The sequence below is a fragment of the Pseudoalteromonas sp. OOF1S-7 genome (genome assembly GCF_022347765.1).
Taxonomy (GTDB): Bacteria; Pseudomonadota; Gammaproteobacteria; order Enterobacterales; family Alteromonadaceae; genus Pseudoalteromonas.
This window is the reverse complement of the sequence record NZ_JAKRFZ010000001.1, coordinates 347783-360630: the sequence shown is the minus strand read 5'-3', so window position 1 is coordinate 360630 and position 12848 is coordinate 347783. Positions and strand designations below refer to the sequence as shown.

The 12848-nt window shown below is 49.6% G+C and carries 8 protein-coding genes; 5 read left to right on the top strand and 3 right to left on the bottom strand.

All coding sequences use genetic code 11. The annotated features are described in order from the left end of the window. Nucleotides 1–6: 6 nt before the first annotated feature. From recC to MHN33_RS01535, 4 genes are all read left to right on the top strand, one after another. Nucleotides 7–3306, top strand: a complete 3300-nt coding sequence (gene recC, locus MHN33_RS01550) for an exodeoxyribonuclease V subunit gamma (RefSeq protein ID WP_239393626.1) — start codon at nucleotides 7–9, stop codon at nucleotides 3304–3306. Next, the gene (gene recB, locus MHN33_RS01545; RefSeq protein WP_239393616.1) at nucleotides 3293–6832 is read left to right on the top strand and encodes an exodeoxyribonuclease V subunit beta; all 3540 of its coding nucleotides are present in this window, start codon (nucleotides 3293–3295) and stop codon (nucleotides 6830–6832) included. Before recC ends, recB begins: the two co-directional genes overlap by 14 nt. Beyond that, a complete protein-coding gene (recD, locus tag MHN33_RS01540) occupies nucleotides 6829–8745 on the top strand; it encodes an exodeoxyribonuclease V subunit alpha (RefSeq protein WP_239393607.1) in 1917 nt (638 codons plus the stop codon). Before recB ends, recD begins: the two co-directional genes overlap by 4 nt. Nucleotides 8746–8978: 233 nt before the next feature. Beyond that, complete coding sequence (locus MHN33_RS01535; RefSeq protein ID WP_239393605.1) at nucleotides 8979–9500, top strand: Mpo1-like protein; 522 nt, start codon at nucleotides 8979–8981, stop codon at nucleotides 9498–9500. Nucleotides 9501–9515: 15 nt separating this feature from the next. Here MHN33_RS01535 and MHN33_RS01530 read toward each other — a convergent pair whose 3' ends face one another. Then, on the bottom strand, nucleotides 9516–10472 hold the full coding sequence (locus MHN33_RS01530; protein ID WP_239393603.1) for an FHA domain-containing protein: 957 nt from the start codon (nucleotides 10470–10472) through the stop codon (nucleotides 9516–9518). 343 nt (nucleotides 10473–10815) lie between these two features. Here MHN33_RS01530 and MHN33_RS01525 point away from each other — a divergent pair, with 343 nt between their 5' ends. Further along, nucleotides 10816–11406 carry a CBS domain-containing protein gene (locus MHN33_RS01525; protein WP_239393601.1) on the top strand — a complete coding sequence of 197 codons (591 nt, stop codon included), beginning with the start codon at nucleotides 10816–10818 and terminating at the stop codon, nucleotides 11404–11406. Between the two features lie 16 nt (nucleotides 11407–11422). Here the strand turns inward: MHN33_RS01525 and MHN33_RS01520 are convergent, their stop codons facing one another. After that, nucleotides 11423–12334: a M14 family metallocarboxypeptidase gene (locus MHN33_RS01520; protein WP_239393581.1), complete on the bottom strand. Its 912-nt coding sequence runs from the start codon at nucleotides 12332–12334 to the stop codon at nucleotides 11423–11425. Nucleotides 12335–12396: 62 nt separating this feature from the next. After that, nucleotides 12397–12807: a hypothetical protein gene (locus MHN33_RS01515; protein WP_239393579.1), complete on the bottom strand. Its 411-nt coding sequence runs from the start codon at nucleotides 12805–12807 to the stop codon at nucleotides 12397–12399. Between the last annotated feature and the right edge of the window lie 41 nt (nucleotides 12808–12848).

The following is a 12848-nucleotide window of genomic DNA, read 5'->3' as shown; positions in this document are numbered from 1 at the left end:
ATCATTATGTTGAACATAATCCAATCAAATCGTATGGAAGCCCTCCAATCTCAGTTTACGACGTTATTGAAGCAGGCACCGCTAGAGGATCCCTTTGCTAACGAAATTGTGTTGGTACAGTCTCCGGGCATGTCTCAGTGGCTTAAAAATGGTTTGAGCCGGGATATCGGCTATGCGGCGCAAATTGAGTTTCCACTGCCACTCAGTTTTATCTGGCAGCTGTATCAACAGTTTTTGCCGGATGTGCCCAAAGAGTCACCTTTTAATAAGAACAACATGAGCTGGAAGCTGTTTACCTTGCTACCTCAGAAACTCAGCAATCCGCTTTACGAACCGCTGAGAGTGTATCTGGAAGAGGGCAGTGATCAACCACAGAGTGAACTTAAGCGCTTTGCCTTATGTGAGAAAATTGCCGATGTATACGACCAATATCTGATGTACCGGCCAAACTGGCTGGAGCAATGGGAGCTGGGCACAGATACGCTGGAAGATGTCGATGTGGGTATTGCGCCCTGGCAGCCGGACCTGTGGCGGGCACTGGTCGAACATACTCATAATTTAGGACAAAGCCCTTATAACCGGGCCAATATGCATCAGCAATTACTGGCAAAGCTGGCGGAAGCCGACCTCACCAGCTTGCCCCAGCGGATCAGCATATTTGGTCTTTCAGCCATGGCGACTAACCAGCTAGAGATATTCAATGCCCTTGCCCAGAAAATCGATGTATTGCTGTTTTTCTTTAATCCCAGTGAACACTACTGGGGCGACCTGGTTGATGAGAAAACCCAGGCAAAGATCCTGGCCAACTATCAGGTAAGACCGGCCCTGGATGCTCAGTTGCAAAAACACTCTGGTGAGGGCAGTTACTACAATACCGGTAACCCCTTGTTGTCCTCCTGGGGTAAGCTAGGTCGCGATTATCTTGAGCAGCTGCTGCAAACCGATGCGCGCTGGCTGGATGGCTTTGTCGATGAGTTTGATGACAGCCTGTTGGCCCAATTGCAGCAGGAAATCTATCAACTGGCGTTTAAAGGTGAGTCTCTGGTTGATGACCCAAACTGGTATGTCAGTCCTGAAGGGCAGCTGACCATCAAAGAGGATGACAGCTCCGTTTTACTATGCGACTGCCACACGCCATTGCGCGAAGTCGAGTTGCTGCACGATCATCTGCTGACGCTCTTTCATGAAGACCCAGCGCTGACGCCAAAAGACATCATAGTGATGATGCCGGATGTGGGCACCTACAGTCCATATATAGAAGCGGTGTTTGGCAGTGCATCAGGGGCGAGAAAAATCCCTTTTGCGCTGGCCGATATGAGCATAGAGCAAGAAAAGCCGGTGCTAAATTCCTTCGTTACACTGACGGGGCTGCCTTTTAGCCGTTTCAGTGTGTCCGATATACTCGATCTGCTGGGCGTTGAGCCCATTGGCAAGCGTTTTGGGGTAGAGCAGAGTGAGTTTGTACAGATCCAGACCTGGCTTCAGCAGGTGGCGGTCAAATGGGGCTTAGATGGCCAGCACAAACGCGACTACGGGTTGCCGGAAATCTCACTGAATACCTGGCGGCACGGGCTTCAACGTCTGCTGCTTGGCATTGCCAGTGCAGATGAACTGACAGCATACAATGAGATATACCCGGCCGATGCGGTAGAAGGCATGGCTGTGAACACGCTGAGCAAGTTGATTGCCTTCATCGAAGCGCTGGAGCGGGCGCGCGACCTGCTCTTAGCGGCAACGCCACTGGATGAGAAGTGTGCTGTGCTCAGACACATGCTGGCAGACTTTTACGATCAGGACACCGAACAGAGCTGGGATCTGATGCAGTTGCATAAAGTCATCGATGAGCTGGAAAAACACCATATTAATGGCGACTTTGGCGGTCCGGTTGATGCCAGGATCGTATTACATCAGGTTCGCCAGGGGATCAAAGACAAAGGGGTTGGCCAGCGCTTTTTGGCCGGAGCAGTAAACTTTTGTACTTTGATGCCAATGCGGGCTGTGCCGTTTAAAGTCGTCTGTTTGCTCGGTATGAATGACGCCGATTATCCGCGTCAGGTACAACCGATTGGTTTTGACCTGGTACCATATTCTCGGCGTCGTAAAGGGGATCGTTCTCGTAAGCTGGACGACCGTTATCTGTTTCTGGAGGCGCTGCTCAGTGCGCGTCAGCAGCTTTATATCAGTTATCTGGGTCGTTCTTGTTATAACAATGAGCCGCAGGTGCCGTCCATTTTGGTGAGCGAGTTATGTGAATACCTGGACCGGGCTTTTTGCTACCAGGATGACACACTCAAGCCTAGCCAACAGCTATACCGCCAGGCGCCTTTGCAACCATTTAGCAGCGTGCATTACCAAAGCGGCCCATTGCACAGCTTTAACCCCAACTGGTGCCCATCTCAGAGCGAGCCTCCGGCTGAATTAGCACAGCAATCCACTGAGCAAGCGATTGCGCTTGAGCTGCCAGACGAGCTGGAGTTACCCGACTTTTTGCGCGCCTGTCTGGCACCGCAGCGCTGGTTTTATCAGTATACGCTGGGCGTCAGGTTAGTGACGTTAGAGGAAGATACGCCCGACAGTGAGCCATTTGCCCTGGACCCGCTGACGCGTTATCAGTATCTGGACGAAATCTTACACAGTGAGCTGACCGACACACCGCTGCCCGAGGTGCAGCTGCTGCAACGCGCTCAGTTACCACAGGCCAATGTGGGTGTCGTCGAACTGCAAAAGTTAAAGGGGCGCGTCGCGGCTATGTCAGGACGCCTGAAAGACGTGATGGATGAGCCAATGGAGCCGCTGGAGGTGTGTGTGCAAATTGGCTCAACGCGTCTGCTTGGCTGGCTGGGAGACTTATACCAGGGCAAGCAAATATTTTATCGTACGGCCAGTATCAAAGGCAAAGACAGGGTCCGAGGCTACCTGATGCACCTGATAGCCAATTGCGTGACACCGAACACAGAAACACACATCTATGGCCTGGATGAACAAGTCGTTTTTCCGCCAGTCAGTCGTGATGACGCACAGGTTCAGTTAGCTAAGTGGCTGGCTTTTTATGCCCAGCTTATCACCCGCGCAGTGCCGTTTTTTCCGGCCACCAGTTATGAGTTTTGTAAGACTCAGGATATGAGCAAAGCACTGAACAAATTCCAGGGAGGCCAGTACATCGGCTTTGGCGACAGTGAAGACCCGTATGTGGCCCTGAGTTTCCCGTCATTGCAGGCCTGCGACGCGGAGTTTACACAGTGCAGCAATGAACTGCTAACCCCGCTTATCGACCTTGCACAGGAGTCCCGCTATGAAACGGCTTGATCCCCAAACCATGCCTTTGTCGGGTCATAACCTGATTGAGGCCAGCGCCGGCACGGGTAAAACCTATACCATCACGGGGCTGTATTTACGCTACCTGCTGGGCCTTGTCGATGCACCGAGTCAGACTACCCCGTTGAGTGTTGAGCAGATCCTGGTCGTTACCTTTACAGACGCCGCGACTCAGGAGATCAAAGACAGGGTCCGCAAACGCATAGTACAGGCTCGGGATGCTTTACTCGGTGGCGGCTGTGACGATGCGCTGATCAGTGCGCTACTGGCGCAAGTGGCGGATCAGGAAGCGGCTTATCACTTGCTCGATGCCGCAGCGAAATCCATGGATGAGGCTGCCATTTTTACCATTCATGGCTTTTGTCAGCGCATGCTTAAACAACATGCGTTTGAATCTAACCTGAGCTTTAATCTGGAGTTTATCCTCGATGACAGCGAGTTGTTTAATGCCGCTGTTGAGGATCACTGGCGACGCTTCGTCTATCCCCTGGATGCGGATAAAACCGAGCTGGTGTTGTCGCATTTCTCTCATCCACAGGCACTGGCAAAGCGCCTTTATCCTTTGCTTAAACGCGGTGATGCCCGTTTGGCACCCGAGCTGGACCTGGCTGTCGTGCTGGAGCAAAGAGCGGAGTATCAGCGCCGGGCGGCAGGATTTAAACAACAGCTGTTAAACTCTGATTTTTTCCAGTTATTGCGCGACAGTGGCATTTCAAAGAGCAAAGCGCCGGGACGCCCGGCCAATATCCAGGCGCTGATCGACTATTGTATGGGCGACGACTGGTACTTTGAATTTGGTAGCAGCAAGCATTCGTTTGCTTTATGGGGAGAGGCTCAGCTGAGCGACCCGAAAAACTATACCAAAACGGGTAAGCCGATTGTCCACCCGGCGCTGAGCTGGTTTGATGAGATGGCGCAGTTGCACCAAAATGTCTCCAAAGGATTACCCATTGCCTTGTTGCAGCATGCACTGAAAGAAGTGCGCGCGCTGATGAGTCAGGCAAAGCTTGAACACAGCCAGATCTCGCCAGACGATCTACTACAAAACTTGCATCAGGCATTACATGGTGCGCAGGGTGAGACGCTGGCTAAAAAAATTGCGCAGCTGTATCCGGTTGCGATGATAGACGAATTCCAGGACACAGATCCCATTCAGTTTGGCATCTTTTCTCGCATCTATGGCACTGAGGGCGCCCAAGGTCTGACCATGATAGGCGACCCCAAGCAGGCCATATACGGTTTTCGTGGTGCGGATATCTTCACTTACATCGGTGCGAAACATCAGGTGGATGAAACTCGCCAGTTTACTCTGGATAAGAATTATCGCTCGGCCCGGCGCGTGGTCAGTGCAGTGAATGCCATTTTTACCGCGCAGGCCGACAGTTTTATTTTTAACCGCGACATTCCATTTATTGAGGTCGAAGCCGCGGGTAAAGACGCCGACAATACCTTTACTCTGGATGGTACTGAACCACCGGCTTTGCAATTCAATGTGCTTGAAGATGATGACGCGCCGGTTACCAGCAAAGCCAGCGCCTATCCACAGCTTGCCGAGGGCTTTGCGGCGCAAATTGCACAGTTGCTTACCCTGGCGCAGGAGGGGCGTGCCCGCATTGGCAAGCGCCCGGTGCTGGCTGCGGATATTTGTGTGCTGGTTCGGGATCGCGTTGAAGCCAGTGTGATAAAACAGGCGTTACAAAGGGCCGGCGTAAGCAGTGTTTATCTGGCCCGTGACAGTGTGTTTTCGCAGCCTGTCGCGCTGGCTGTCTGGCAGTTACTGCATGTTGTACATGGCAGTTATGATGAAGCGGCATTACGCGGCGTGCTGGCCGGTCCCTTGTTCGCGCTAAACGAGCAACAGATCTTTGCATTACGCACTCAGGAAGGGCTGTGGCAGCGTTATCTGATGCAGTTTGCCCAGCTTAAACAGCTGTGGTATCAGCAAGGCGCAATGGCCACTCTGGAGTCTTTGCTGGTCGACAATCAACTGGTTATGCTGTGGCAGCAGGCAGGTCATGAAGTTGAGCGCTGGCTGACGGATTACCGGCACCTGGCCGAGTTGCTACAGCATAAACAGATAGAGCTGGAAGGCACACACAGGGTGATGCGCTGGTTGCAAGCTCAGTGTGCCAACCCCAGCTATGAAGGCACCCAGCTGCGCCTCGAAAGCGATGCCGATCTGGTCAAAATCGTCACTATGCACGCCTCCAAAGGGCTGGAATATCCGCTGGTCTACATGCCGTTTGCTACTGCATACCGCGAGGCCAGTGAAGTGATTTATCACGAAAATGGAGAGCTGGTGCTCAATCTGGATGCGGACGATAACGCACAGCATAATGCCGAGCGTGAGCGTCTTGCGGAGGATATTCGCCTGTTGTATGTGGCACTGACCCGGGCGGTTCATTTTTGCAGCCTGGGGCTGTATAACCTGCCTCTGGGGCGCAGTAAAAAGCCTGGGATCCAGCAGTGTGCTTTGGGGCATGTGTTGTTTGACAAGGATAAAATCACAGACGCAGCCCAATGGCATGACCAGCTTCGCGACCTGTGCTCACGCCATGAGGGGATGGCGTATGAGGTGTTGCGCATAACGCCTTGTGCGTATCAGGCGCAGCACAGCCAGGCAACACAGCTGTTGCAAAGCCGGCCTGTAGAAGTAGCCATTGAGCAAAACTGGCGAATGACCAGTTTCAGCCAGTTGAGTTATCATGAGACCAGCGCAGAGCGTCCGGTGGGGGCGCTGGATGAGAACCATAAAATTGACCTGCCCGAGCCGAGCGTGATCAAACACTTCAGCCCTTACACCTTTGTTAAAGGTGCGCGCGCTGGAAGTTGTTTACATGAGATCTTTGAGCAGATTGACTTCACAGTGCCCCATGCACCTACCCGGCCAGACAAACTGACCTTGGCTGAAGCAACTCAGGCTTGTCTGGAGAAGTATCATCTTGATACGGTGTGGCAGGAAACCGTGGAGCAGTGGATCCTGGCATGCCTGAATGCACCTCTAAATCCGCTTCCGGAGCTGACGCTGAGTCAGCTGAGCGTCTCGAATTGCCTGGTGGAGATGGAGTTTCAGTTACCACTTAAGCGCCTGTCGTATACCAGATTGAACAAATTAGTAGCGCAAATCACTGGTGCGCCGAGCCATTTACGTTTTGATGAGGTACAGGGGATGCTCAAAGGGTTTATAGACCTGATCTTTGTCTGGCAGGGGCGCTATTTTATTCTCGACTATAAATCAAACTATCTCGGGGACGCAGCGGCGGATTATCAGGCCGATAACCTGGCGCTGGCGATGAGCTCGCATCAATACCATCTTCAGTACCTAATTTATTCCGTGGCCCTGCACCGGTTATTAAAGCATCGTCTCGCGGATTATTGCCCGCAGCGGCATCTGGGGGGCGTATACTACTTGTTTTTACGTGCTTTACCGGATGGGGCCGGCTGCTTCTTCACCCAACTGGACGAAAAGACGTTGCTGCAACTGGATGCCTTATTTGAGGCGGGAGAACAAGAATGATGCAGGACATGTTTGAATTCCCGGCAGAGGAGCTGGATCATCAGGCCTATATTGCCCTGTTGATCCATACCCGGCGTGTGCGGGCCGCTGATGTTGCGCTGGCAAAGTTGTTGTGTCACGAGCAGTATGACGCGGTATTTTATCTTGTTTTACTGTTACAGCGCGCAGAACAAAGTCAGCACACTTGCTTGCTACTGGCTGAGATTGACTGGCAGAATCCATTTTCTTTAAGCGCGGACGATATGAGTGCCGGATCGGACACTGTGTCAGAGGCTCAGCGTTTGCCATATACCCCGTTTAATAACCCTGACACGGCGCTGGCAGCGTTGAATTCGCATCCGGCGGTGGGCGAAGGGCGGCCTTTGCGGCTATTTGCCGGGCGACTATATCTGGGGCGTCTGGCGGACTATGAAGCTTATCTGAGCAAGCGCTTTCGGCAGATGGCGGAGCAATCGATACAGCTAGATACAGGGCAGTTGAGCGCCTTGCTGGATCAGTATTTTCCGCTCGACAATGCTCAGGACTTAGATTGGCAAAAGGTTGCCTGTGCCTTGGCCGCATCCAGCGGGTTTTGTGTGATCACCGGAGGCCCAGGGACTGGCAAAACCACAACGGTTACCAAGTTACTGGCGATTTTGCAGTCCCTGTATACAGCTGCACCACTGAGCATTAAGCTGGTGGCTCCGACAGGCAAAGCAGCAGCCAGGCTCAGCGAGTCTATCATTGGTGCGAAAGGGCGGCTGTCGCTGGCCCCCGAGTTGGCAGCGCTTATTCCGGAGCAAGCCCAAACCATTCACCGTTTGCTTGGCGTGATCCCGAACACCAATCGCTTTATTCATCATCAGCAAAACCCTCTGCATATCGATTTATTGATAGTGGATGAAGCCTCTATGGTTGACCTGGCGCTGATGAATAAACTGGTCAGGGCGCTGCCGCCGCATGCCAGGCTGATCCTGTTGGGCGATAAAGATCAGTTGGCTTCGGTTGACACAGGCAGTATATTGAGCGACCTATGTGGCCATCTGAAACTCGGTACACAGCCGGTATATACCATCCATCGTGCAGCTTTATTAAATCAGGTCTGTTTTGGTGGGCGCACTGTGCTAAAGGGCAAAGCAACCCGTTACGCACTGGCCGACGCCATGGCATTTTTGCAGCAAAGTCATCGCTTTAAAAGTGATAGCGGCATTGGCCAGCTGGCCAGTGCTGTCAATAACAATGATCCGGATCGGCTGCAACAGGTGATCAATCAAGGATTCAGCGACCTGAGCTTTTACGGACTAGGTGTAGATCAATATAACGCTTTACTTGAGCGAGCAGCTGCTCACTACAGCAAATATCTTGTGGCTATCCACAATCACAGTGAGCCGGAAGAGGTGCACGCTTTATTCAGCCAATATCAGTTGCTTGCAGCGGTCAGAGAAGGGCCTTATGGCGTGGCAGAGCTTAATAAGCGTATCGAGCAGAAACTTGCTCAACGCAGACTGGTAGCGCCGTACAATCGCTTTTATGCCGGTATGCCGATTATGATCACACAAAACGATTACCAGCTTAAACTTTTTAATGGCGATATTGGTATTTTATTGCCTGATGCACAAGGCCAGCTCTATGCGACTTTTATCGATGAGCAAAACACAGTACGACACTTCTATCCAGCGAGGGTACCCAGCTTTGAACTGGTATATGCTATGACTATTCATAAGTCACAGGGCTCGGAATTTGATCACACTGCATTGATCTTGCCTCCAATCCAGCGTGCCGGAAAAGGTGTGAACCGTCAGCTGGTCTACACAGGCATCACACGTGCGAAGCAACATCTGGAGCTTAATTGCCAGCCGCAAGTGTTGCAACTATCCATGCAGACACAGGCCGGAAGACAGTCTGGCATGGCTGAGAGGTTATTTTTGGGTTAAATTTATGTTTTTATCTTGTTTGTTTTTTTCTTTGGGCTACAGTTGTAAATAACGGAGATGACAAACTGTGTTCATCACCGTTAATAACCCAGTGATTTATGCCGCCACTAGCCTGGCGGCATTTTTATTTCCAAAAAGTGCAGAGGTTGCGACCTTGTTAGCGTTACAGTGTTGACTTTTTCAACAGATTACGGCTTTATAAAATAAAGTAATTACTCAAAAGAATAAGAGCGATGAAATCACTTGAGCAACACCTGATCAAATACGCTTTGTATCACAGAGACAAACGCAATATTGCGACCCACTTTATTGGTGTTCCTTTGATTGTATTTGCAGTGGTCTGGTTGACATTCTTGCCATTAGGCGCATTCTTTCAGGCCCCGGTCAGCCTCTCTGCCTGTTTAATTTTATTGGTTAGCATTTATTACTTAGCATTATCACCAACGTTAGGCAGCTGGATGATTGCGTTTCTACTGCTGTGTCAGGTTGGTGCCGGCTATGCATTTGCTGCTGTGACCCAGGCGGGGGTCGATGTCGTGTGGTTTTATGTTATTGGGCTGGTATTGTTCGTGACTGGCTGGGTGATCCAGTTTGTTGGGCATTACTTTGAAGGAAAGAAACCCGCTTTTGCGGACGATCTGATGGGGCTGCTGATTGGGCCGCTTTTTGTCATGATGGAATTACTTAATAAAATTGGATGCTTTAAAGCACTTGAACAACAAGTCAATAAGCAGGCCGGCCCATACCGGCCCTGAGTTGCTCTTGTGTTCCTAAATTGAGATTCGGGTTTCCAGCTGGCAACCTTTTACGATGGTAATATTCTGACAATTGAGACGAATTTTTCCATTATTAGTTTCCAGCACATAAGCTAATTCAGGCGCTCTGTCGCCACCAGCCTCTGTGAGTTGCTTACGGGCGCGATGTACCATGATGTTCATATGATTGGTTTGCACACCGAGGGCCTTAGCTAAATCTTCTCGATACAGCCAGCCCTGAGACTCAGTGTCCATACCATTTTGCTTGTCTCCAATGCGGGTTCTAGCCAGCAACAGCATCAGGTAGTGGTGAGTACGGCAACCCAGATCAATTTCCTGACCCTCGAGTTCCATTGTTAAATCCGTTTTTTCCTCGTCCTGACTGACACTAAAATTAAGCGCGATGGGTTTGACAATCGGTTGGTTATCCAGATGTTTGGTCATGGTTGAAGTATTGGCACAGTAAAATAACCACTGTTGCCCAAATAATGAAACGACTCCCCCGTCAATCAGCGCCTGTCGATCTGACGTGTTTAAATCTTCCAGAAACCAGTAGTTTAATAAAGCATCGAAGTACACAATATGACTGGCTTCTTCGTCATTAGGCAGGAGGATTTGATTCTCGAGTTCAATGACCTCATTGGCATTAGTTTGTGAAACCAGATACTGACAATTAGCATTTAAGTTAGCTACAACATAAGAATTCTGGCCTGGGGCTGCAAAGTCAATTTTGTCGTTTTCGGAGAGCTGATATGGGAGGTTTTTATCAATCTTTTTATCATTGATCCAGATCCCATTGGTACTGACATCGCGAATTAGCCAGGTTTTATTGGCGTGCTCAATGATGGCATGGTGCCTGGATATACCGGGCTTATCGACGAACGTATCTACATTAAACTTGTAACGCCCAAAAGTGTGATAACTTTTCAGGTAAATTTTTTCCAGTTTTTGTTCATCGATTAAATAAGCCATAAAATTTTCCTAACTTTCCGTATAAGTGACGCACTCGAATTTGTATTTCGGTGGAGATTCTACCTTGTTGAAGACACTATTTCCTTAGTTACCTTCATCTTATAAAAAGAACCCGCCGCAGCGGGTACTGTTATTTCAGGAAGTATTCACAATAATAAAAGCTATAAAACAAGCGATTACTATGTCCGGGCAAAGACAATTGCGAACGCTATCATTGTAACCAGTCAACGAACATCTTGCCATTACAGTGGATTACAGCGTGTAATTCATTCCCTTGCATAAAGCGCAACGATGAACCATATTCTTAGTAGAGTTCGGCCATAGGGCCGACAGCGGAGGGGATATGAGTGAATATAAATCGCTACAAACACTTAAATTGGAAGGCGTTTATCAGTTTTGTGATTATTATGATGCTGAGCCTCTGAGTTTGTCGAGCCCGGCTATCAAAGTGATCACGGACTTTGCCAGGCGTCAACCACAAATGATTCAAAAGGATGTCGACATAGATCATGCGGTCTATATGATGCTAAACGGTCATGTACGTTCAAAACTAGTCGTTGATCATGATGATACGTTTTTAGGGGTCGTTAACTCAAAGGATCTGTCAGGCCGTCGGGTATTGTCTATAGCGCAGAAACGGCAGGTATCACGCAGTGATTTAACCGTTGAAGATGTCATGACCAAAAAACAAGACTTACATGCAATGCGTTTTACGACCGTTGCAAATGCAAAGATAGGCGACGTACTACAGACGCTCAAAGAGCTTGGTCAGCAACATGTGTTATTAATGGATGAAAAAGGAGGCCTGAGAGGGATGATTTCCTCGTCCGACATTGCAAAAGCTTTGCATGTGCCCGTGAATATCTTTCAAACAGCACATTCTTTCAAAGACATCTTTGAGATAATTCACGAGCACGGGGAGTTGATGGCCTGAGTTATACCAATTGGTATTACTTTTGGGCTGCCAGGTAAGCAATCGCCCCTTCGATTGCTGCAACCTGACCATCAATGCAATTTTGTGGTGTTGTGCTTGGGCTGTCCGGATAAACTTCAGTGGTCGTGACATAGGGCGCCTGTGTCATGCCCATACACAGGCCAAGCTCAGTGGCGTCGTAATTGATAACACCAAGTTGCTCGACTGGTACCCCAATTAATGCGTTATGCTCATCCGCTTCAGCGATATGTGTGACTTGTTGCACAGCATGGATGATTGCCTGCTGAAATGCTGCTTCAGGCTTTTGGGTGTGGCCAACCAGGTAAAACCCGTCCGGGATATTCCAGTTATGATTGACTTTGCCGTCACGTGCGGCCAGTGCCGGACGAAATTCGCTGTTGTCTGTATCTGTGGTTTCATGCAGATCGATATGTAGTGCAATGGATGCCTGGTACTGATTGACGTAGTCCATTGCAAGCTGCGACTCCTGGGCCGGACTATCCAAATAAAATGATCGGTTAGGGTCTACAGCTTCGGGATTCCAACGGTTAATTGTTTCGTAACCCCACGGACTGATACAGGGCAATATAAGCAGATTGAACTGACCCTCAAAGGTGTCTGCATGTTTTCTTGCAAACGCCAGAGCGCCCAATACGCCGCTGGTTTCATAGCCATGTACGCCGCCGGTTACCAGTACCACGGGTAAGTCTGTGTGCCATTTGGCAGATTTCAGTGCATATAAGGGGTACTGGTTTTCGTAATTTAACACGCCATATTGCGCTACCTGGTAATGGGCTTTAAGCGCATCAATTTTAGGCACAATGTCTTCGCAATAATCACGCTTTTTAGTTTGTCTGGCCAACCATTGCTGTTTTTCAGCCGCTTGCCATGGTTCGCCAGTTTGTCCGATTGGATACTGTTCAGTCATAACATGTCTCTTTTGTCTTGGTTTGTGCATGCTAATTTGATTGCGAGTCCTGAGCAAGAGCGTTACGCCAGGTAACCCATATTTTTCAGGCGCTGTTGTTGTTCTTTTCGCACTCTGAATGCTAACAGTTTAATCACGCCGTTACTTGTTTTAACCTGAGTCATAGTCAGGCCAATGTAATTAACAAACTCAATCGTTCGGATATTTTCAGCTGGCACGTAACGCTGGCGGCCTGTCAGGCTAAAAAATGATAGCCCCTGATTACACAGTGTTACGCGTTTATGGCCCGCCATACTCAGCACTAAGTGAATGGCGAATGCGACTGCAACTACGCTGGCAATCGTGATTTGCAGTGTGGCCAGAAAAGATAAATTGAGCTCAGTAAATAGTCCGGCCAAGGCCAATAGCGCAATAACGAAAACGCCAACTACACAATAAAAAGTTGTATTTACTTCCAGTTTTAATTCATTCATTACTTGTTCCTAATTTGACATATTCCCGAGAGGCAGAAAAT

Coding starts and splice junctions, on each gene's coding strand:
- recC (WP_239393626.1), top strand. CDS start 7: ATGTTGAACATAATCCAATCAAATCGTATGGAAGCCCTCCAATCTCAG.
- recB (WP_239393616.1), top strand. CDS start 3,293: ATGAAACGGCTTGATCCCCAAACCATGCCTTTGTCGGGTCATAACCTG.
- recD (WP_239393607.1), top strand. CDS start 6,829: ATGATGCAGGACATGTTTGAATTCCCGGCAGAGGAGCTGGATCATCAG.
- MHN33_RS01535 (WP_239393605.1), top strand. CDS start 8,979: ATGAAATCACTTGAGCAACACCTGATCAAATACGCTTTGTATCACAGA.
- MHN33_RS01530 (WP_239393603.1), bottom strand. CDS start 10,472: ATGGCTTATTTAATCGATGAACAAAAACTGGAAAAAATTTACCTGAAA.
- MHN33_RS01525 (WP_239393601.1), top strand. CDS start 10,816: ATGAGTGAATATAAATCGCTACAAACACTTAAATTGGAAGGCGTTTAT.
- MHN33_RS01520 (WP_239393581.1), bottom strand. CDS start 12,334: ATGACTGAACAGTATCCAATCGGACAAACTGGCGAACCATGGCAAGCG.
- MHN33_RS01515 (WP_239393579.1), bottom strand. CDS start 12,807: ATGAATGAATTAAAACTGGAAGTAAATACAACTTTTTATTGTGTAGTT.